Genomic DNA, 19,794 nt, shown 5'->3' with positions numbered 1-19,794 from the left:
AGATTTAGTTCGAACGTTTTTTATGTGAATCTATTTTCGAAAGGAAGAGATGGAGTGAACAAAATAGTATGGTCAAAACATTCCGTACTCGTAGTAGCAATAGTGGCGACTTGGTTGACAACATATTTCGGTTATCTTACAAGCTTCAATATGAAAATCGATAATATAATGCAGGAATTCATTCTTTTTCTGAATCCTCTTAGTTTCCTTTTATTTGTTTATGGTATTGCACTATTCATCAAGAGTACGAAAAGACGCAACATTTATATACTGACAATAAGTGTGATGACTTCAATTGTTATGTTTAGTAATGCAGTTTTCTATAGATTTTTCAATGATTTTATTACCTTGCCAGTCTTGTTCCAAACGAGTAACTTCGGAGATCTTTCATCTTCAGTTACTGCTAATCTAATGGTCACGGACATATTCTTTTTCACAGATGTGTTCATAATCTTTTTGGCAATCAAATTTATACCTAAGACTGATCGGGTGGAACAATCAAATAAAATTGGACGTAAACTTTACTTCGTTATGACTGCTGCAGTTATTATGGTAAACCTTGGTCTAGCCGAAATGGAAAGACCACAACTATTAACACGCAGTTTTGATAGAGAACTTCTTGTGAAAAATATCGGAACATATAATTACCATATTTACGATTTGTTCATTCAATCCAAATCTCATGCTCAACGTGCGCTTGCGGATGGCAGTGAACTAGTAGAAGTAGGTAACTATATTAATGCGAATTACGCTGCTCCAGATCCTGAGATGTACGGAGTTGCAAAAGGTCGTAATATTATTGCAATCTCGCTTGAATCCTTGCAGTCGTTTGTCATTAATGAGGAAATGGATGGACATGTCATTACGCCATTTTTGAATGAATTAACGAAGGACCCGGATACATTCTATTTCTCTGATTTTTATCACAATACTGGTCTAGGAAAGACATCGGATTCAGAGTTTATCATTGAAAACTCACTGTACCCGAGAAATGGTAGTGCTGTATTTTTCACGCATAGTGGAAACACTTACCAATCGATGGCGGCTCAGCTAGGTGAAAATGGCTACTTCACGAATGTAATGCACGCAAATAACCGAAGTTTCTGGAACCGCGATATCATGTACGGTGCACTCGGTATCGATAAGTTTTATGATCTTGAAAGTTATACAGTCGGAGAAGGAGAAGCGGTCAACTGGGGCATGAAAGATATCCCGTTCATTGACCAATCGGTAGAGTTGATGAAAGAAATGCCGCAGCCTTTTTATTCAAGGTTGATTACATTGACAAACCATCATCCATTTGACTTGGATGAAGAAGATAAGCTTATTCCTGAATATACATCAAATTCAAATACGTTGAATAAATATTTCCAAACGGTACGCTATATGGATGAGGCAATAAAAGTTCTTTTCGAAGACTTGAAAGCAAGCGGTTTGTATGACAACTCGATTATTGTTATGTACGGAGACCATTATGGTATATCCGAGAATCATAACAAGGCAATGGGCATGTATTTAGACAAGGAAATTACCCCTTATGATAATGCGAAATTACAGAGGGTTCCATTGTACATTCACATTCCTGGCTATGGTAAAGGGAAGACAATGGATGAAGTATCGGGACAAATCGACTTGAAGCCTACTCTCCTACATTTAATGGGGCTTGAAACAAAAGACGATATGTACCTTGGTTCAGACATATTCTCGCCTGATCATGAACCGTTTTCTATTTTCCGTGATGGCCGTTTTGTAACTGATAAAAATGTTTACGCGCAAGAGGTCTGTTATGATAGTAAAACTGGTGAAGAAACTGATATGGCTGAATGTGAGCCGTTTATCGAACGGGCTGCCACTGAGCTAAATTATTCCGATATGATCATTAATGGAGATTTACTTAGATTCAAGGCAGAACAGGAACAATCACCGAAATTAAACAGTAAAAGTAAAGAATGATAAGGTTCTGCACGGAACTTTCCGTGCAGCCTTTTTTTTTAAGATAAAGTATAAGTTTTTTAACAGGGACAATGTCAAGCTCCAGACGCTCTGGCTATAAGTCAAGCCAGCTAGGAAGAAGGATTGAACTGTGCATCCTTCCCGGGCAAAAGATCGCCGGTCTGTCTTATGCCTGTCGTATCTGGAACGGGACCTTGCGCTTTACTCAGTTTAAATACAGAAAGGGGGAGGCGCGGTGAGAAAAAGAATATTCATCTTTTGTGTAACAGTCATGTTACTAATGGGCTGTTCAAAGAAGACGAATGAAATTATCGATGGACCAACTGCCGTTGAACAACCAGGGAATAACGAACTGATTAAAGAGGAAGTAACTAAAACGTTAGTTGCTGATCCTTCGAAGTTCCATTTCGTTGCAGACTGGTTAACCGAGTCAAAAGTTATCTACGTCGAAAAGGTAAATGGGCATTATCAAGTGAATAGTTTTGATTTTGAATCAGGTCAGACAGACACGTTATATGAGGATGAATCTATAATCATCGACCTCCTCATTCATCCTTCAAAAAAATATCTATTATTACATACTAGTGATAATGCTGCATCTGCAACAATTAAAATCGTGACTATGGATGGTGCGGTACAAGATGAAGTTATAGTTGCTTCAACAGAGTTGGCGATTGAATGGAACGATACTGACCCCTCACTTATTCTTCTCACGGCTTTTCATCAAGATTGGACTTTTGATTTATTTATTTATAACGGAAAAGTAGAGAGTTTGGACCTGCTTGCGATTGAAGATCCATTCCCGAAATGGCTAGGTGAGGATAAAATTGCTGTAGGATATGTCGAAGGCCACGTACTTGATGGTGGAGAGATACATACATATGAACCACTTACTAAAAAGTGGGGGCAGCTAGATATTAGCGGTGTTGTTTACTTTGATACATATGAAGATACGCTACTCGTTGTGCGAATAAATGGAGACAAGGATGCGCACTACACCATCATGGGACAGGATGGGATGATTAGCTCGGAATGGACAATGCCCGTCATTAGTAATTATTCAGAGTGGGTAATACCTGATGTTGAATGGGGTTCAAGTGAAACCGTGTTCATACCCGCTCCTGACGAGGGGGGGCAACTCGATGAACTCCTATCACCATATCGACTTATTCGCGTTATAGAAGGACGTCAAGACGTTGTAGCAGATGATATCACGGCGGGTGTTCTTCGATGTTCACCGTCGGGGCAAAAGTGTTTAACTGGTTACTCCGCGGAAAAATTGATTGATATAAAAAAGAAAACGCAGACGACGTGGTTAACGTTTCCTGAGTAAAAATAAAACAAGCTTAGATGAGGCAAGGAGCAAGCTGCTGGATCTAGCTGTGAAATCATCTGCTAATTGTTACTCACAGCTCAAGACTTTATCAACTTTAAGGAAACAAAAAAACACCCTTTGTGTATAAATACACAAAGGGTGTTTTTGGTTGTCCAAATTTAGACTTACACTTTCTCGATTATAGAGTTGGTGGGAATCCTTGGAAAACAAGTGTAGCAATTGTGAAGCCTCCAAAAACGACTGCAGCTCCAAGATTGAACAGAATACTTAAAACGTTGCGTTCTTTGAATGCTTGGACCGTACCGACCACCGCTAAAATTGCAATGAGTCCAAAAATAATCATCAATAAGTTCATAGGGAAGACACTCCTTTCAATAGGAACTTCTGCTAAAACCGCTCACGATCTGTTGTGAGCAATACAGAAGTCAGCACATACTGTGCAAGTCCGATTTAGCGCTATTCCTCTTCTATTGTACTGTTTGCAATCAAATTTGTCGAGGGATATTAGTGACGATTGTTTGAAATCGTATTTCACATTGCGTAATATAAGTTGTAGGAGGTGCCGACCATGTTGAAAGTTAATACATATCCGCTCGGACCAATCCAGACAAACTGTTACATCATCAGTGACGAATCAGGGAATTGTCTAATCATGGATCCAGGTGAAGAAAGTGGACGTATTATTAATAAAGTGAAAAGTAAAGAGTTGACTCCTGTCGCGATTTTATTGACACATGCGCATTTTGATCATATTGGGGCGGTTGACAGCATAAGGGACCGTTATACTATTCCGGTCTATATCCATGAAGAGGAGCAAGACTGGCTGTCTGATCCGAGATTAAACGGTTCTGCCAAGTATCAAGGATTACCTGACGTCCGCATTAGAAAAGCCGATAAGCTTATCAGCGATGAGGGAATGATGACTGTGGGCCCGTTCGAGTTTGAAGTGAGGCATACGCCCGGTCATTCTCCGGGGAGTGTTTCGTATATCTTCGGACCATCTCGTTTTGCCGTTGTTGGCGATACACTTTTCCAGCAGGGAGTCGGAAGGACAGATCTACCGGGGGGGAATACAGGGGTTTTGCTGACATCTATCCATGATAAGTTGCTTTCCCTAGATGATGATTTTATCATCTATCCAGGTCATGGACCGTCTACAACTCCAGAAGAGGAAAAAGATTCGAATCCATTTTTGAATGGATTTTGACCAATATAAGTATAGAAAAACAAAAAAACAGCCAATAAAAAAAGGCTGTTTTTTTGTATGTACTTTTCTTTTAGTGGCCAGCGCCTGGTACGTGTATAAACGTTGTGTAGTAGCTGAATCCGACCATAAATATCATCAGATATGCTCCAAATAAGTACATGTACATCCGCTCTGTTAGGTTCAAATATCCAAGTAGCAGGAAGAACCCAGTGTTCGCAACAAAAAGAAGTGCGGCTGGCAGCATGTCTCCCATATAAAACATAACTGCGAATATGCCTGTCCAGAAGCCCATCAACTTGAACATGTTATCCATGTGTGCGTCCCTCCTTAATAAAACATTACAATAAGCTCCCATTCATTATAAGGGATAACGACAGCAGATGTAAACTCCAATCGTTCTTTCATTGTGACAAACACGTGTATAAGGGTGATTGTCACGAAAAATGATATTTGCTGTCGAAAAGTGGCGCGAATTTCAAGTATCGCCCTCTTTCTGGGGATACACAATTCGACTTTGAGGGAAAGTATTCCAATACGTATTTGTAAGTCGTATACTGTGCCCAAGGATGAATTGCGATTTATCCGACTGGGTTGGATTGAACTTCACTCAACCCAAAAGAAAGAGGGGTGTTCAATGATTAAGAATGATAACGTCGTAGAACAGAAAAGTTTTCGACTATTAGAGAAAGCGATTAAGTACGAAGCGACTGACATTCACCTTGTTCCTATGAAAGAAGGATATGATGTGTCATTCAAAAAAGATTCAAGGCTGAACCGGTCCGGTATTCTTCCCCCACAGTTGGCGGGCCGCATGATTTCATTTTACAAATTCCTATCCTCACTCGACATTAGCGATAAGCGTAAACCCCAAAGTGGTTCTTTTCATAAACAGATACGAGGTGAGAATTATTCTTTCCGAGTTTCAACAATCCCTTCGATTCAAATGAAAGAAAGTGTTGTTATAAGATTGCAAAGGCATGACCAAATCGTTTCAATCGATGAATTATGCATTGAAAAAGAGTGGGCCGATAAATTACGCCAGGCTGTATCAGAGCCGCAAGGGTTAATTATACTGACCGGTCCGACCGGATGTGGAAAAACGACCACTATATACTCTTTAACAGCTCATTGCGTCAATCATCTAGAACGGCATGTAATCACATTGGAAGATCCTGTTGAAAATAATCATTCACATCTGCTTCAAATTCAAGTAAACGAACGGTCCGGTATGACGTACTCGGCAGGTCTAAAGGCGATATTACGTCATTCACCGGATGTCATCATGATTGGAGAAATACGTGATAGTGAAACGGCAAAAATTGCAATTCAAGCCGCCTTGACTGGACATTTAGTACTGACATCCGTGCACTCTAAAGATCCAGCAGGCTGTTTTTATAGGATGATAGATTTTGGTATTTCTGCCGAAGAATTAAGACAAACCATTGTCTGTATTTCAGCGCAGCGTCTCATTCGCAGTGCTTCCGGAAAAAGGGGAGCGGTATTTGAAATTATTCAAGGAGACACGCTTAATCGAATGACGGACACCATCATGAAAGGTGAAAGAGTAATTGTTCCTGAGGAACATAAAGTGGAGTCGCTTTTTCAGAAATATAACAGGCCAAGTGTGGTGCAAGATGGATAAATCAAAAAAACGATTGTTATTTCACAAAAAAGAAAAATTCCAAAATCGACCGGTATTTCTAGAAAGACTTTCTGTGTTATTAACTGAGGGATACACATTTCATGATGCAGTTACTTTGTTAGTACCACATCATTTGAAAGATTATAATCCTATGCTGGAAGCAATGAATAAAGATTTTAAGGAAGGGTTCGGTGTCACTCATATCCTTGCTAGTTTTGGGTTCTCATCCGGAACGCTTCTTCCTATCGCGATTGCTGAAGTGGACGGGCGAGTCGCGCAGGCTTTGAGGGGCATGGCTGTTCGTATGAGAAAAGCAGAAGAAAAAAGGAAGAAGTTAAAAAATCTACTTATTTATCCTGTGGTTCTTTTTATTCTGATTGCCGCATTGCTTATGGCCTTCCGAAGGTACTTTTTACCTAACATGGAAGCGTTAGCGATATCTAGAAAAGGTCAAGGGGATGGATTTGTTTCGTCATTACCCTCGCTTGTGACGAGAATCCCCGATTTCATCATAAGTATGGTGTTAGTCTCTGCATTACTAACGGTATTATGCACCATTATCTACAAAAAGTTTGCGCCTGCAACAAAAATTCGCGTATTAATGTCCATCCCTGTCGCTAGTACATTCTTTTCGATAGTAAAGACTCGCGACTTTTCTAGTGAAATTGGGGGATTGCTTCAGTCGGGCCTATCCTTGCAAAATGCTTTGGATGTATTAATTGATCAAAATTTGGATCTAGTGTTAAGTGAAATTACGAAAAATGTCAAAGAGCAGGTAGTTTTTGGAGATTCACTCCACACCGCGATAAGTAGGACAGAAGGATTGATGGACCAACTGGCTGCATTCGCCAAGCATGGTGAAGACAGCGGTTATCTACCGAAAGAACTTCAGATTTACAGCGAACATCTAAGTGAAGCGATTGATGAGAAGCTAGCGAAGGCATTGGCGCTACTTCAGCCAGTTTTATTTAGTATCATTGCAATCTGTATTTTGGCAGCATATCTCGCTTTGCTTTTACCGGTTTACGGAATGATGGATAAATTATGAGGGGGAGAATTTGATGAAATTTATTCATAATGAAAAAGCGTTCACGCTAATTGAAATGATGATCATTCCAAACATATTAAAGCTGAAAGGGTACAACCGCAGTGTTTTCAAGCGTTCAAAGGCGGTTGCGATAAACGGAAAATCACATTAAAACCACATTTATTTTCATTTTAGATAAATTGGCGGAAATACTCATTAATTTTATCATCACTTTTTTTCAGCATCTTTTTAGTCACGTGCGCGTAAATTTCTAACGTGATGTTTATATCGGAGTGACCAACTCTCTCCATAATAACAGGTAAATCAACTTCAGCCTCGACTAACATCGTGATGTGAGTGTGTCTCAAAATATGAGTGCCACGTGCATCTTTAACGTCATAGGCTTTGTAATTCTTATTAAACACAGCTCCAATTGTGGAAGCACGAACGGGTTGAGTACGTATTCCTGTAAAGACTAAGTCACACCATTGTGATTTATCGTCTCTTATCCCGATTAATTTCTCTTTATTGTATTGTGCCTTCATTTTCTTAAGCGTAACGGCCAGATCATCGTTAAAAGAAACAAGTCTATCCGAGTCCTCTGTTTTCGGCGGAGTAAATTCAAATCCACCTTCATCAGCATCTTTCTCAAACAACGTCTTGTCGACCTTCAGCACCTGCTTTTTTAGGTCGATGTCTCCCCAAGTGAGTGCTAACACCTCGCCGATGCGCAAACCCGTAGAAAGCATTGTGAGGGCGATTGAATAGGCGTTTCTTCGTCCGGATGATTTCACACCTTTAAGAAATTCTTGAATTTCTTCTTTTTCCAAATACTTCTTTTTAGATTTCGAAAAGCTTTGCGACTCTTTAGTGGCTTTTGGCGTTACGGTATCCTTGACGATATTTTTCTCAATGTAGTCGTTTCTTTTTGCAAAATCAAACATCAAATTTAAAGCGGTACGAGTTCCTGCAATGTGATGTTTTGATATGCCTGTATCACGTCTTTCTATCAAAAAAGCTTGAATATCATTGATTTGCAGTTTTCCGATGAGGTGCTTCCCGTGCTTGTCGATAAATGGTTTCATCGCTACCACTCTAGTTTTCACCGACGATGCTTTAACAGTTTCTTTATAGACATTCAGCCACTCGTCATAGACTTCCTGCACGACTCTTTTCGTCGTTTGGCGCTCTTTTGATAATTCATCAGCCGCAAGTTGCGCCCTGCGCACGGCTTCCTTTTTTGTATCTCCACGACGTGTTATTTGCCGGCGTAGTCCAGTTAGCGGATCCGGCGTAGCATCTGTAGTACATGACCACTTACCGTTTTTTAATGTTCTGCAATACATGGTTATTACCTCCTCGAATGTATGTTCTTTTGTTGATTAAAAGAAAAGCCCTAGGTAGGGCATACGTTCTTGTAATTTGATATTATAAGTAAAAGGGGTGAATTCATTGAATAAGAAAACACTTAAATTTTTCGAAACCAACGAAAAAGTATACAATGAATTAGCTGAAAAAAGAACTATTGAAATACTAGGGTTGACTGACAAAGAAATTGTCTACGCGAAGGCTTTCGAAACTACTAAAACTGTCGAGTTATCTAATATTAAAAATGAAATTCTGAAGCAGCAGAACGAAAAACTTACTCTTTGGTCTGTTTTGTGGAGGATTTAATTAACCGTACAGAATCACCTATTCGAATCGGTTCGTCAGACTCTCTAAGACCTCCTGTAACTTGTTCCAAATCAATGTTTAACTTTGCTTGTCTAGGAGCGAAAGAAGCTTCATTAATTGAAGCAGTTAGAGACGCGTATATCGAAGCTTGAAAGGGAGTAGTGCAAAAAGACATTTTCTCATGAACTTCAGATGCGTTTACAGTGTCTTTAATTAAATCGAGGTAGCCTAAAACCTCATCTGTGTCGGGGTCTTTAACTTCGCTCCCTTTTTTATCAAGTATTTGAAATTTGTCGCCAACTTCAATACCTTGGTTAAATCCTGCGTTTATTATCACGGTGTATTCATCAATTATTTTTATTATTTTATAATTATTTTTCACTCTTAATCACTCCATCGGATTCAATTCTTAGTGCTTGCTTCACAATACTCTGTTCCGGTTTTTCACTTGCATATAATAGGCTAAACATCAGTACTCCCTGCGCTTTCAATGTTGCTAAATCATTTCTGTGAGCATCAATCTCATTATTTTTTTCTTCCACCATTTTTTTTAAGGTATTTCTATTGTCGTTTGCCTCGTGCAATTTTTTGGATTGTATATTATATAAGTTTATCGCTTTTCTTAGACGCGAAAAAATTATTGTTAAATAAACAATCAAGGTAATAATTACGAGTCCCAATATTAATATCGTTAATTTAAGACCGTTATATGATCGTAATACTAGATAAATTGTGATTGCTCCACTAACAACCCCGAATATCCCTAGCATTACTTTCCACGGGAATATCTCGTACCCTAACTTCTCAGGTAAGTTATTATCACCCAACGTTATCACCAACTTTGCTTTGTGTTTACTTCGTATTTATAGGGAAGGGGGAGTCAAAGTCCCAACAACTCTTTTTTCTTAGCGTCGAATTCTTCTTGCGTAAGAATCCCGTCATCTAATAGTTCCTTGAATTTCTTAATTTCGTCAGCGGTAGAGAAGGAGTAAGTAGTAGTTTCTTTTTCTTCACCTTTTTGATTGTCACAAATTAATTGTAATGTAGACATGCATTCCTGCGCTTCATGATTAGCCACTTTGTAAGCATTACTGTCCGTTTTAGTTTTTGTTTGTATAAATGAGATGTAAACAATTGGTTGACTCATATTATTGACCGTCAGTTTTATTCCCATGTTATTGCACACGCCTTTGTTCTTCCTGCCGGTCACAGCGCCTACAACGGCTCCCGCGCCACCAAACAGTACACCACCGACCGCGGCACGTCTTAACCCTCCGCTAGTTACCACTTCATCATCCTCTAAAAGTTCGTAGGAAACAATGTCGTTGTAACTAAAGATATTATCCCTACCGAATTGACCCGGAATGAGCATCTTCTTGTTTTCGTCATCGAACTGAATGGCCGTACCTATTACCTTAGTTGGTATGAAGTTCATCACTGCTTCGCCAACGGAAACCGTTATAGATTGCCTAATTTCGTCAGCGCTAACGGTTTTCAATTTTATAATTTGTTTAATTGTAAGATTTTTCGCCTTTTTAAAGCAATCCTCACACACAACTTCTCCATTAGCTATTTTTCTTCTTAAAAGAAATGTGGTTCCATTGTTGCAAATTGCACATAAATTAGACATCAACTCTCACTCCTTGATTTTTTTCAACTCTTCTTAAATTAAATATCATCGAACATTCCGTAAATTCTTAAGGTACGTAACCTCTTCTGGTACGCAATACAAGCTAGCAATCTCATTCAGTGTCATACCTACATCTCTATGTTCGTAAATCGCTTTATCAGGTAGTAGTAATTCAACCGCAAAAGTATTCGCCTCTACTTCAATCCTATCAATAGAAAGTAAGGTCTTCTCTCTTAAAAAGGGAGTATTAACTCTCGGATGCAGTTCAGCGTGGCCCAATTCGTGAGCGCAAACGAACTTTTGGTTTGCTTCATGCAAATTACCGTTGATAACAATGTATTTATTTCTTTTATCATATTTATAAAAGCCTTGTATCTCATGATGCAAATCGTGATAGATTACATGTATCTTTTTTAAAGCTGCCAACTCATAGGGGTCAGCAGTGTTATTGCGATTTATTAAATCTCCCACTATGTCTTTTATCCACGTCAACGAAATCACCCCAAGGTTATATTAGTCTTCGTCTTGTCTATGCTTCTTGGGAATGAATTTCTTATTAATGCGTTGCGTTTGACGGAAAATGTGATCCATTGCTTCTATTAAGGACTCTTTCGCATCTTCACTCATAGGTTCACCAGAGAAGTTAAGACCATCAGAACTCGTGAGGTCTTTTTTAAATTCCTCTAAACGCTTCGCAATGTCTTTCTCGTCTTTGTTTTCACTTTTCGAATGATTCGGATTATCAGTCATACCTAACAAATAGTCAGTAGAGACATTGTAGAAAGTAGCTATTTTTTGAAGTATCTCATAATCAGGTTCTCTGTGACCTTGTTCGTACATCGCGTAAGTTGTTCTGGCTACTTCTATCTTTTTGGCGAACTCGGATTGCGTGTAATTCGTTGTTGCGCGTAACTTTCTAAGTTTATCGGAAAGAATGAAATTCAACCCCCTTCTAATTTAATTATAACTACACAATTAGTGTATTCAATAGGGTTACACGAAATGCGTAAATAATAGTTGACTATACTCATAACGTGTAGTATATTTAATTCAAGAACTACACGAACTGTGTAATGGGGGTGAGGAAATGAGGGAATGGTTGAAACAGAGACGTCTCAAAGCCAGGTTAACTCAGGAACAAGTGGCGGAGAAGTCCGGTATTGCTAGAACAACATATGCTATGTATGAACAAGGAGAGAGAGACCCGAGTGTTGGGGTCGCCGTGAATATCGCGGACGTATTGAAATTTAATTGGACTCTTTTTTTTGAAGATAAAGTACGCAAAGTGCGTAATGAAGAAAGAAAAGTTATTTAACATCAAAACCTCACACCCAGCAATGAAAGTTCGAACGAGCGGAGTCGGCCAAGATCTTCTTCTATAGAAGGGAGCCACGCCAATTGGTTACGCCAAGACTTCGAACTTTGATTGGTGGGTGTGGCGGAAATGATTGGAGGGATAAGGATGTCAGAAGTGACTCTAGTAAACGCGAAAGACTTAAAAGAAATCATTGGCGACGAAGTAAGAAAAGCGGTCGGTGAAGCATTACGAGAACGTCAACTACCAATCTTACTATCATTGCAAGATGCGGCGGACTTGTTGGGTGTTAGTCATACGACAGTGTATCGAGCGACGAAGATTCAAGGTTTCCCAGTCACTCATGATTTTGGACATGCAAAGATTGTGACGGATCAGTTGCTTCAATGGATTAAGAGTCGGAGCAATTATGATTTGGTTTACAACTTTGGTAGTTAGCTAGATTCACGAATCGACTATATAGGAGGGAAACGAATGAAGGACTTATTAATACATTGCACGGATTTCAAACAGGTCAATTCACTATTGAATACCGGTTGGAAACTGAAAGGTGTTAGAAGCTCAACTCCAACCGGTTATGGATTTGTTTATGTCCTTGGGTGTTAGAAGTTTATACCGTCTGAATACACTTTCGGTTTCAAAGATGCAGCAACATCTTTTGGTAAACCTAAAGAATAGGAATGGTAATCATAACCCGGAACTTCTCCTTCACAAAATCCAACTGAAAGAAGTACCCAACCTGACTCTAACAATTTATTTGCATCTATCTGTCTTCGACATTCCTGAACTTCAACAATATTCATTAGCTCCATAAAATTTCAACCTCCCTTCATCTGACTCTATTCGACAGGTGGGGACGGAATACCTACTAAAAGGAGGAAGTGTAAATGAATGATTTAAAAGTAGTATCTATTAACGGTCAACTAGTTACAGATAGTCGGGAAGTCGCGAGGATGGTAGACCGCGAGCATAACGCATTAATGAAGAGTATTAGGAGTTATGTTGAATATTTAGGTCAGGGCGGTTTCGCCCACACCGAGTTCTTTGTTGAATCCGAATACGAAGATATGCAAATGAAGAAAAGACCTAGCTTCCTAATCACTAAAAAAGGTTGCGATATGGTTGCCAATAAAATGACTGGTGAAAAAGGTGTTCTATTTACAGCAGCATATGTCACTAGATTTGAAGATATGGAAAGACAACTAACCCAACCGAGTAATACAAAACTTCTACTACAATCAGCGCTCGAGCAAGAAGAACGCTTAGAAGTATTCGAAACGGACGTGAAGTACTTGAAAGATCACATGCGGATTAATGGACCACAAGAGCAGCGTATCGGCGCAAATGCTCGCGGCAAGGTAATGCAATGTCTGGGTGGCATCGAATCGGCAGCATACAAGGAGATTGGCAGAAAGGCATTTCAGCAATTTTGGAGAGACTTCAAAAAGTACTTTGAGATTCCCAGATACGGAGAGTTACCGAAAGTGAGATTTGAAGAATCATTGCAATTTATTCAAGAATGGTCGCCGGACGCAGCTTTGAGGTTAGAGATTAAAAAGCTAAATGGCCAGCAACATTTGAGGTTGGCTGAATAAAACGAAGAGGGGCGGGAAAGCCCCTTAGTTCTGAAGGGTGTAAATCGAGGTTGCAAGGAGGGGTATCCTGCAATGTTGGTGAGTTCCTTCATTAACTATATTACTAGATTCACGTTGTAAATACTGTCGTAATTCTGCAACGAATGTGCGGATTCATTAAAGGATGTGCAGATTCAGCACAAGGGGAGAGAGAAAATATGATGTTCGGTCCAATTTTAAAAACAACGAGACTGGTTGCGGGATTAAGCCAAGAAGATATGTCAGAAAGAACGCATCTGTCTCGCAGCACCATATCGCGTTTAGAGAACAACAAAATGGAGTTGAAGGCAGCCGATTTAATTAGGTGGTTGCAAGCTACACAAATACATGACGTGTCTGTTGCGGCTGTTGCTGTAATTTCAGGAGTGGATTTAGTGGCACTGACTCAAATGCTAACGACGTTGGTTGGCGGATTTATAAATTTCTTAATCTAGGAGGTTCATAGTGGACAATATCAAAATCGAATTAAATTTCATCCGTCTAAATTTACTACTAGTCGAAAAGCATCTGAATAACAACGATGTAGAGCTAGCTGCAAACCGATTACAAGCTGCATTGAAACTATTGGAAGAATTACAAGACACAAAAAAACCGACAGACACTGGAATGTCAATCGGCGGAATTTGAAACTATCTCTTAACAACATTATAGCACAGATACGGAGCCTTGGCTCCTATCAAAAAGCGTCGGGGGTACGGCAAATAATTCCTCCTCTTAGCTTCCGGCGCTTTTTGATGGGATTCACCCATCTATTAACAGAAAGGAGAATCAGAATGCTGACATTAGCGGAAAAAGGTCAGATCGTACTCTACTTTGCACCAGTTCTTGCGTTTGTACTTGGGGCTATGTGGCAATATGCGACATGGCAATTGGAGCAGGGTGATAAGGAATGAAGAAATCACTCAGCAAGTACTGCGGTGAATGTAAGAAAGATTTCGTGCCAGGTGAAATTGTTTACTTCACTTGGTTAGAGAATCATTCATTCTGCGGCAATTGCAAACGGAAATTGGTTCTAATCAATGATTGGGAAACAAGGCAGATACCGAAGCGAGGTGAGGAGTAATGGATCATCCAGACATCTTAAGCGCAATGCAATTCGGTTATCCAACAAACGATTACTTGGAACACGAACGTGATTACAACAGCGTCAATCATCCAGTAATTGACGGTCATCCCAATGAAGATATATTCGGTTCTGAGATCAAGAACACTTCATCTTACTTCATGGATGAAAAAGGACAAGCGGTCCACGTCGAAAACATTCGGGACTATCTAACAGAAGTGGTCGGAGTTGTATTCTACGAAGCAAAGTAAAAAGACCCGCTGTAGGGCAGCGAGTCAAATGTGGTCCCTGTGAAATTCTATTACTCACATTGTACATAGGGACCGCAAAAAACACAAGGGAGGCAACAATCATGTCGAACGAATTACAGGTAAACCAGCAAGCATACGAACAAGCATTACAAACGATCGCTAACTTAAGAAAACAACAAGCAGTGGACTTAGGTGATGGCAAAGTATTCGTAAAAAAAGTAAACGGTGGTCAAATTCAAAGTGTAAAAGGGACGATTACCCTGAATGAAAAGAACGGTGAAATTGCAACAATCCAAGGTAAGACAATGACAACAGCCAAAGGGTTTAACACGTTGAATCAGATTGCCGGATTGTCGATTATCACTCCAGATAAGTTAACTTTGCCGGATGGTCAAATCGTTGTTAATCCATATCCGATGATTGATCCGGAATCGGGAACAATTGCGAAGGTTTGGGTCAAAAAAATAGCGATTGGTTACAGCCCGATTGGAAACCTTGTTATAACAAGCGCCACACTCCTTTACGACATCAAGATGTATTTCATTCAAGACTTATCCAAAAAGGTTGGATACAGCAGAGAAGCCGGCAGAGTGTGCATGGAACAAATGCTAACGGAAGACGAAAAAACAAATAGCATCTTCTTGAAAATTGACGGTTTCCTTGGAATAGCTGCAAACATCCAACACAAAGATGTATTAAAAGCGATTGATACCTTCATTAATAAAAAACAGTTTGCTGAACGTAATGCACAATCCATCTGTGAGAGATTGGTAATGAGTAAGCACCCAGCTCTTGCTAGTGCGGCGTATGTTACGAAGCAAGGCGAGATTGCAAGAGTTCCAGTTGTCGGCTATGTTCACGACTTTAACCGTGAAGAACTACTAGATATTGCTGATAAGGCTGAACGCGGTGAAGAGATTGAGGTCGGCAATCAGAAAGTAGAGATTATCGAGGCGGTTGTTGAAGCGACAGCAGAAGATATCGCCACCGATACAGATGACGAGGAAGTCGCTCAAACTTATGGACCCGAAAATCCCTTAGTTTCAGAATTTGTAGAACGAACAGAACCGTCGGCTAACCTATTCAACCAAGAAGGAGGTCGATTCTAATGATTACAGAAATTCAGATGGAAAATATCAAGGGGCAAAGCACGACACAGTCTCTTACTGGTAAAAACATCTTCATTGGTCGTAATGGATCCGGTAAAACAACTCGGATTCAAGCGCTAGGACTTGCGATGCAAGGGTCCATACCAGGTCGAGGGAAAACAACGGCTGAAACAATCAAATTCGCCACAGATGAAAGTATGACGGTTGGACTTAAAACAACTGACTTTGAATTTACCCGTAATTTTACAAGAGACGAAAAAACGAACGGGAAAACCGGTGAAACAAAGATCAGCATTAAAGAGACTCTGAATGTCTCTCCTGGTAAAGGAGAACGTACGGCAACGGAAAAGAAAGCACGAATACAAGATGAAATAGGGAATTTCCCTGTAGCGCTTGATTTCAACGAATTTCTTTCTTTATCTGATGCAAAGCGTAGGGATTTCATTTACTCCTTGTCTCCAATAGATAGCGACTCTTGGGGTAAAGAGAAATTGTCTCACTATCTACAAGGAAGAATGCTTACAACTGAATTAGAAAAAAACAACAAAGAGCAATACGAAATTACGAAACAACTCATTGGAGATGCGCTTGCTGAGTACCGTGACAAGCAAGATATACATGATGGATTGATTTCGATGATTGATTGGGTGGCGAAAGAATCAACATTCTGGAAACGTAAACAGGCAGACTCACAGGGCACGGTGCGACAAATGGCTGACATGAAAAATGAGTTAGCTGAAACAGATCGTAATATCGCTGAAACGAAAAAAGAATTAGAAGAACTTCAACATAAACTGATTGAAATCGAGAAAAAAGTTGCTGCTGACACTGAAAAGAAACGAACAATCGACAACCGGTTAAATCGCATCGATGAATTGAAAGCGGAAATAAAACTTGTAAACGAAACGGAAATCGACATAGATACCACAGTACTGGATAAGGACCTTGCAGGATTAATTGCTTCAATGCCTTTGCCGTTTGACTTGGAAAGCAAATTGTTACCGTTCGATAAAGAGATTTTTAAACTAACTGAACTAGCGAATGAGCAACGAGAAGCCTTACACAAAGTACAAGAAGAAATGATGAATGTTCGGGCAAATGTTCAAACGCTTGATGGTACTTTCAAAAAAGTCGGAGAATTAGCAGGAGTTTGTGTCATTAGTCAAATGATTTCTTGTAATAAAGATTTCACTGGATTCGATGATTACGTTGCCGAAAAGAAAGCACAATCTGAACAGGCGTTAATGGAATTGACAGTTCAACATGATGAATTAAAAAAGCGTGCAGGGGCATTAGGGGTCCTCATAACCTTACAAGAAGATGGTAAAAAAGAAGTATTCTCGGCAGCGCAAGAAATCCAAGCTAAACGTGAAGCGTTATCTCAACAGATGAAAGTGAAAGAATCGGAATTACAAAAAAAGGAATCCCTAAAAGAACGTAAAGAAGGAAAGTTATCATTACTGGAAACGGAGTTACAGAAATTGGTACACGAAAAAACTGAACCAATTGGCGATATTAGCATCATGGAAAAACAAGCAATCGGCACAAGAGCAAGAATTGAAGAATTAAAAGTGCAGGTTGATGAAAAGGATAAATCAAAACAGACACTCGTTCTAATGAATGAAAACGTATTACAAAACCATGAAGCAGAGTATAAATCAAACGCGTTGAAAGTACTTAATGAATCACTTGGCGCTAAGGGCGTACAGGGTGAATTGGTAAAAGAAATATTAGAGCCCATTCGTTCACAGATTGAAGAGAATTTAAAATTAATGGAATTTGAACAAGTGCCTTACTTCCAAACTGAAAGTGATACAGGAAAAGAATTGTTTGAATTCGGCTGGGTGAACGAGCATGGTCACGAAGTGAATTTTGACGCCCTATCTACCGGACAACAGACAGTATTCTTGGCAGCTATGATGATGACAATTATCGATAGAGCACAACCAAAATTACGGATCCTCGTCATGGACAACTTAAATCACTTGGACAAGCAAAACTTTCAGCTACTCATAAACGGTTTGGACAAACTATCCGACAAAGTAGACAACATCATTTTGGCGGGAGCATTAGAGTACACCTTTACTACTGACGGTTGGCAAGTGGATGACTTATCAGCAATGGGGGTCGGTCAAGATGCAAGCAAAATTGCTTGAAGGATTGAACGCCAAGCAACACCAAGCTGTTATTTCTACAAGCGAAACAATCCTATGTCTTGCAGGAGCCGGTAGCGGTAAAACTACTGTACTAACTACAAGAATTGCTCACCTCTTTGACAATCGTGTAGGGACTAGCGATATGCTAGCCCTCACATTTACTCGGCTAGCGGGCAAGGAAATGAAAGAACGCGTCATACGGCTTATCGGAGAACGCGAAGGAAAGAAATTGTTTTGCAATACCTTCCATGCATTCGCAGTCCACGTCCTGAAAGATTGGGGCCATTTAATCGGTATCGATAAGAATTTCACGATTTACGATCAAGAAGACCGTAAATCCGTCTTAGAAGCGGTTATCAAAGAGTTAGGTAGCAAAGCGACAATTACTAAAATAACTAAAGCGTACGAAGATAACGACGGAAGCGATTACGAGATCACGAGAATTCTTAAAGAATATAAATACCGGTTGCGCCAAAACAATGCGCTTGATCTGGATAAATTAATTTCGGTTGTCAATGAACTTTGGAGCAAACATCCAGAAGCACTTAATTTCTACAAGCAAATGTACTCTCATGTGTTTGTAGATGAGTTCCAGGACAGCAGTGATGACCAAATGGACATGTTCCGACTGCTAGCACCTAAAAACCTATTCGTTGTAGGAGACGACTTCCAAGCGATCTACGGATGGCGCGGCGCGAAGGTGGAATACATTCTCGATTTCCCGAACGAATATCCAAATTGCGAAGTCGTGAAACTTGAAGACAATTATCGTTCAACAAAAGAAATCGTAGCAGCGGCAAATAATCTAATCTCGCACAATATGAATCAATCTGAGAAGACGTTGATTGCTCATAAAGAAGGTCCACGAGTCACCGTTTCAACAACTGGTGACGAGAGGACGGAATACGAACAAGTGCTAGACAAAATCAGGAATTTATACGAGTCAGGTACACCATACAAGGGCATTGCAGTGCTTTCTAGAACGAACATGCAACTTAAGAGGATGCAGGAGCAATTAGAACAAAACGGCATCCCGAATATCGCTCTCGGGCGCAATGACATCATGAGAAATAGGGATATGCTGTTTATCGTTTCTTGGTTGCAAGTCATTGTAAATAACAAGGATGGCAGAGCGTTCAATCGCGCATTGAGTTATCCAGAACCTTTCTTAAGCGAAAGGGAACAACAGGTTTTGCGTCTGGAAGCTTTAAAGCAAGACAAATCGGAGTTGGCCATGTTCCAACAGATGGATTTCAGACAGTCGAAACGATTCTTTGAGTTAGGTTCGAAGATTTCTGCACAATATTCAGAAGGTGCCAGCGTAGCGGATCTAATTCTCTACACGGCAGAAGTGCTTGGAGTTATTCAAGACTACAAAGAAAAAGGTCTTGAAAACAGAATTGAAGCCCTAGAAAACGGCACAAAGTACATTGAAGCGTGGCAAAAAACAAAGGAAACATTAGGTGAAGATAACAGCCTTTCCGCATTCTTGAGATGGCTTAAATACCGTGATATTCAAGAAAAATTAATCGATGAAAAAGATGCAGTTAAATTGATGACGATGCACGGGAGTAAGGGGCTTGAATTCGACGTCGTTTTCCTAGTTGGGTTAGTAGAGGGCACATTCCCTTCAAAACGCGGTGACATTGAAGAGGAAAGGCGTCTAGCCTATGTCGGGGTTACGAGAGCGAAAAAGCAGTTGTTCCTATCTCACTCTTTAATGAAGCAAGAGTGGAATGGTTCGATGGTAGAGGTAGAGAAAAGCAGGTTTTTGGATGAGATAAAGGGCTAATTCAT

At 39.9% G+C, this 19,794-nt stretch carries 26 protein-coding genes; 17 read left to right on the top strand and 9 right to left on the bottom strand.

Features of this window, described 5'->3' with window-relative positions; genetic code table 11:
* The first annotated feature begins 54 nt into the window (after positions 1-54).
* Positions 55-1,953: an LTA synthase family protein gene (locus tag MKY15_RS20935; protein ID WP_342538510.1), complete on the top strand. Its 1,899-nt coding sequence runs from the start codon at positions 55-57 to the stop codon at positions 1,951-1,953.
* Positions 1,954-2,188: 235 nt separating this feature from the next.
* Complete coding sequence (locus tag MKY15_RS20930) at positions 2,189-3,286, top strand: hypothetical protein (RefSeq protein ID WP_342538509.1); 1,098 nt, start codon at positions 2,189-2,191, stop codon at positions 3,284-3,286.
* 181 nt (positions 3,287-3,467) lie between these two features.
* On the opposite strand, the gene MKY15_RS20925 is transcribed toward MKY15_RS20930, so the two are convergent.
* Positions 3,468-3,644, bottom strand: a complete 177-nt coding sequence (locus MKY15_RS20925; protein ID WP_082786602.1) for a DUF2759 family protein — start codon at positions 3,642-3,644, stop codon at positions 3,468-3,470.
* 213 nt (positions 3,645-3,857) lie between these two features.
* Between MKY15_RS20925 and MKY15_RS20920 the strand changes: the two genes are divergently transcribed.
* Complete coding sequence (locus MKY15_RS20920) at positions 3,858-4,496, top strand: MBL fold metallo-hydrolase (RefSeq protein ID WP_067210180.1); 639 nt, start codon at positions 3,858-3,860, stop codon at positions 4,494-4,496.
* 70 nt (positions 4,497-4,566) lie between these two features.
* Here MKY15_RS20920 and MKY15_RS20915 read toward each other — a convergent pair whose 3' ends face one another.
* A complete protein-coding gene (locus MKY15_RS20915) occupies positions 4,567-4,809 on the bottom strand; it encodes a DUF2626 domain-containing protein (protein ID WP_067210178.1) in 243 nt (80 codons plus the stop codon).
* Between the two features lie 321 nt (positions 4,810-5,130).
* Between MKY15_RS20915 and comGA the strand changes: the two genes are divergently transcribed.
* Genes comGA through MKY15_RS20900 form a run of 3 tightly spaced genes read left to right on the top strand, consistent with a single transcriptional unit; the run spans position 5,131 to position 7,337 of the window.
* Positions 5,131-6,138, top strand: coding sequence for a competence type IV pilus ATPase ComGA (comGA, locus tag MKY15_RS20910; protein WP_338656441.1), 1,008 nt, complete (start codon positions 5,131-5,133; stop codon positions 6,136-6,138).
* A complete protein-coding gene (gene comGB / locus MKY15_RS20905) occupies positions 6,131-7,186 on the top strand; it encodes a competence type IV pilus assembly protein ComGB (protein ID WP_342538507.1) in 1,056 nt (351 codons plus the stop codon). The genes comGA and comGB overlap by 8 nt, the downstream gene beginning before the upstream one ends.
* A gap of 13 nt (positions 7,187-7,199) precedes the next feature.
* On the top strand, positions 7,200-7,337 hold the full coding sequence (locus tag MKY15_RS20900; protein WP_342538506.1) for a hypothetical protein: 138 nt from the start codon (positions 7,200-7,202) through the stop codon (positions 7,335-7,337).
* Positions 7,338-7,356: 19 nt separating this feature from the next.
* Here the strand turns inward: MKY15_RS20900 and MKY15_RS20895 are convergent, their stop codons facing one another.
* A complete protein-coding gene (locus MKY15_RS20895; protein ID WP_342538505.1) occupies positions 7,357-8,511 on the bottom strand; it encodes a tyrosine-type recombinase/integrase in 1,155 nt (384 codons plus the stop codon).
* Between the two features lie 106 nt (positions 8,512-8,617).
* On the opposite strand from MKY15_RS20895, the gene MKY15_RS20890 reads away from it, so the two are divergent.
* Positions 8,618-8,839 (top strand): hypothetical protein, encoded by a 222-nt coding sequence (locus MKY15_RS20890; protein WP_342538504.1) that lies wholly within the window; start codon positions 8,618-8,620, stop codon positions 8,837-8,839.
* Here MKY15_RS20890 and MKY15_RS20885 read toward each other — a convergent pair.
* Genes MKY15_RS20885 through MKY15_RS20865 form a run of 5 tightly spaced genes read right to left on the bottom strand, consistent with a single transcriptional unit; the run spans position 8,808 to position 11,414 of the window.
* Positions 8,808-9,221, bottom strand: a complete 414-nt coding sequence (locus tag MKY15_RS20885; RefSeq protein WP_342538502.1) for a hypothetical protein — start codon at positions 9,219-9,221, stop codon at positions 8,808-8,810. The two genes, MKY15_RS20890 and MKY15_RS20885, sit on opposite strands and share 32 nt — an antisense overlap.
* Entirely contained in the window at positions 9,211-9,666 is a 456-nt protein-coding gene (locus MKY15_RS20880; RefSeq protein ID WP_342538501.1) for a hypothetical protein, read from the bottom strand. Before MKY15_RS20880 ends, MKY15_RS20885 begins: the two co-directional genes overlap by 11 nt.
* A gap of 53 nt (positions 9,667-9,719) precedes the next feature.
* A complete protein-coding gene (locus MKY15_RS20875) occupies positions 9,720-10,469 on the bottom strand; it encodes an SHOCT domain-containing protein (protein ID WP_342538500.1) in 750 nt (249 codons plus the stop codon).
* Positions 10,470-10,514: 45 nt separating this feature from the next.
* Positions 10,515-10,961, bottom strand: coding sequence for an ImmA/IrrE family metallo-endopeptidase (locus tag MKY15_RS20870; protein ID WP_342538499.1), 447 nt, complete (start codon positions 10,959-10,961; stop codon positions 10,515-10,517).
* Positions 10,962-10,982: 21 nt separating this feature from the next.
* Positions 10,983-11,414, bottom strand: a complete 432-nt coding sequence (locus MKY15_RS20865) for a helix-turn-helix domain-containing protein (protein WP_342538498.1) — start codon at positions 11,412-11,414, stop codon at positions 10,983-10,985.
* A gap of 142 nt (positions 11,415-11,556) precedes the next feature.
* On the opposite strand from MKY15_RS20865, the gene MKY15_RS20860 reads away from it, so the two are divergent.
* The 3 genes from MKY15_RS20860 (at position 11,557) to MKY15_RS20850 (ending at position 12,390) form a co-directional block, all read left to right on the top strand.
* Entirely contained in the window at positions 11,557-11,784 is a 228-nt protein-coding gene (locus tag MKY15_RS20860) for a helix-turn-helix transcriptional regulator (RefSeq protein WP_342538497.1), read from the top strand.
* A gap of 147 nt (positions 11,785-11,931) precedes the next feature.
* Positions 11,932-12,222 (top strand): helix-turn-helix domain-containing protein, encoded by a 291-nt coding sequence (locus MKY15_RS20855; RefSeq protein ID WP_156476052.1) that lies wholly within the window; start codon positions 11,932-11,934, stop codon positions 12,220-12,222.
* 36 nt (positions 12,223-12,258) lie between these two features.
* The gene (locus tag MKY15_RS20850) at positions 12,259-12,390 is read left to right on the top strand and encodes a hypothetical protein (protein ID WP_342538495.1); all 132 of its coding nucleotides are present in this window, start codon (positions 12,259-12,261) and stop codon (positions 12,388-12,390) included.
* Here the strand turns inward: MKY15_RS20850 and MKY15_RS20845 are convergent.
* Positions 12,387-12,596, bottom strand: coding sequence for a hypothetical protein (locus MKY15_RS20845; RefSeq protein WP_342538494.1), 210 nt, complete (start codon positions 12,594-12,596; stop codon positions 12,387-12,389). The two genes, MKY15_RS20850 and MKY15_RS20845, sit on opposite strands and share 4 nt — an antisense overlap.
* 75 nt (positions 12,597-12,671) lie before the next feature.
* On the opposite strand from MKY15_RS20845, the gene MKY15_RS20840 reads away from it, so the two are divergent.
* The 7 genes from MKY15_RS20840 to MKY15_RS20810 all read left to right on the top strand — a co-directional run bounded on the left by MKY15_RS20840 (position 12,672) and on the right by MKY15_RS20810 (position 19,789).
* Positions 12,672-13,379 carry an ORF6C domain-containing protein gene (locus MKY15_RS20840; RefSeq protein ID WP_342538493.1) on the top strand — a complete coding sequence of 236 codons (708 nt, stop codon included), beginning with the start codon at positions 12,672-12,674 and terminating at the stop codon, positions 13,377-13,379.
* 197 nt (positions 13,380-13,576) lie between these two features.
* Positions 13,577-13,852, top strand: coding sequence for a helix-turn-helix transcriptional regulator (locus MKY15_RS20835; protein WP_067210138.1), 276 nt, complete (start codon positions 13,577-13,579; stop codon positions 13,850-13,852).
* Positions 13,853-13,862: 10 nt separating this feature from the next.
* Positions 13,863-14,045, top strand: a complete 183-nt coding sequence (locus MKY15_RS20830) for a hypothetical protein (RefSeq protein WP_342538492.1) — start codon at positions 13,863-13,865, stop codon at positions 14,043-14,045.
* A gap of 435 nt (positions 14,046-14,480) precedes the next feature.
* Positions 14,481-14,732 (top strand): hypothetical protein, encoded by a 252-nt coding sequence (locus MKY15_RS20825; RefSeq protein WP_342538491.1) that lies wholly within the window; start codon positions 14,481-14,483, stop codon positions 14,730-14,732.
* Positions 14,733-14,833: 101 nt separating this feature from the next.
* Entirely contained in the window at positions 14,834-15,841 is a 1,008-nt protein-coding gene (locus MKY15_RS20820) for a hypothetical protein (RefSeq protein WP_342538490.1), read from the top strand.
* On the top strand, positions 15,841-17,997 hold the full coding sequence (locus MKY15_RS20815) for a hypothetical protein (RefSeq protein ID WP_342538489.1): 2,157 nt from the start codon (positions 15,841-15,843) through the stop codon (positions 17,995-17,997). The genes MKY15_RS20820 and MKY15_RS20815 overlap by 1 nt, the downstream gene beginning before the upstream one ends.
* Positions 17,978-19,789: a UvrD-helicase domain-containing protein gene (locus tag MKY15_RS20810; protein WP_342538488.1), complete on the top strand. Its 1,812-nt coding sequence runs from the start codon at positions 17,978-17,980 to the stop codon at positions 19,787-19,789. Before MKY15_RS20815 ends, MKY15_RS20810 begins: the two co-directional genes overlap by 20 nt.
* Positions 19,790-19,794 lie beyond the last annotated feature (5 nt).

This window comes from Sporosarcina sp. FSL K6-1540 (genome assembly GCF_038620285.1).
GTDB lineage: Bacteria > Bacillota > Bacilli > Bacillales_A > Planococcaceae > Sporosarcina > Sporosarcina psychrophila.
This window is presented reverse-complemented; position numbering and strand designations above follow the sequence as displayed.

Bases quoted from the DNA above. Each gene is read 5' to 3' on its own strand.
- MKY15_RS20860 (WP_342538497.1), top strand. From the start codon at position 11,557: ATGAGGGAATGGTTGAAACAGAGACGTCTCAAAGCCAGGTTAACTCAG.
- MKY15_RS20855 (WP_156476052.1), top strand. From the start codon at position 11,932: ATGTCAGAAGTGACTCTAGTAAACGCGAAAGACTTAAAAGAAATCATT.
- MKY15_RS20815 (WP_342538489.1), top strand. From the start codon at position 15,841: ATGATTACAGAAATTCAGATGGAAAATATCAAGGGGCAAAGCACGACA.
- MKY15_RS20900 (WP_342538506.1), top strand. From the start codon at position 7,200: ATGAAATTTATTCATAATGAAAAAGCGTTCACGCTAATTGAAATGATG.
- MKY15_RS20920 (WP_067210180.1), top strand. From the start codon at position 3,858: ATGTTGAAAGTTAATACATATCCGCTCGGACCAATCCAGACAAACTGT.
- comGA (WP_338656441.1), top strand. From the start codon at position 5,131: ATGATTAAGAATGATAACGTCGTAGAACAGAAAAGTTTTCGACTATTA.
- MKY15_RS20875 (WP_342538500.1), bottom strand. From the start codon at position 10,469: ATGTCTAATTTATGTGCAATTTGCAACAATGGAACCACATTTCTTTTA.
- MKY15_RS20845 (WP_342538494.1), bottom strand. From the start codon at position 12,596: ATGGAGCTAATGAATATTGTTGAAGTTCAGGAATGTCGAAGACAGATA.
- MKY15_RS20820 (WP_342538490.1), top strand. From the start codon at position 14,834: ATGTCGAACGAATTACAGGTAAACCAGCAAGCATACGAACAAGCATTA.
- MKY15_RS20840 (WP_342538493.1), top strand. From the start codon at position 12,672: ATGAATGATTTAAAAGTAGTATCTATTAACGGTCAACTAGTTACAGAT.
- MKY15_RS20825 (WP_342538491.1), top strand. From the start codon at position 14,481: ATGGATCATCCAGACATCTTAAGCGCAATGCAATTCGGTTATCCAACA.
- MKY15_RS20925 (WP_082786602.1), bottom strand. From the start codon at position 3,644: ATGAACTTATTGATGATTATTTTTGGACTCATTGCAATTTTAGCGGTG.
- MKY15_RS20895 (WP_342538505.1), bottom strand. From the start codon at position 8,511: ATGTATTGCAGAACATTAAAAAACGGTAAGTGGTCATGTACTACAGAT.
- MKY15_RS20915 (WP_067210178.1), bottom strand. From the start codon at position 4,809: ATGGATAACATGTTCAAGTTGATGGGCTTCTGGACAGGCATATTCGCA.
- comGB (WP_342538507.1), top strand. From the start codon at position 6,131: ATGGATAAATCAAAAAAACGATTGTTATTTCACAAAAAAGAAAAATTC.
- MKY15_RS20850 (WP_342538495.1), top strand. From the start codon at position 12,259: ATGAAGGACTTATTAATACATTGCACGGATTTCAAACAGGTCAATTCA.
- MKY15_RS20835 (WP_067210138.1), top strand. From the start codon at position 13,577: ATGATGTTCGGTCCAATTTTAAAAACAACGAGACTGGTTGCGGGATTA.
- MKY15_RS20810 (WP_342538488.1), top strand. From the start codon at position 17,978: ATGCAAGCAAAATTGCTTGAAGGATTGAACGCCAAGCAACACCAAGCT.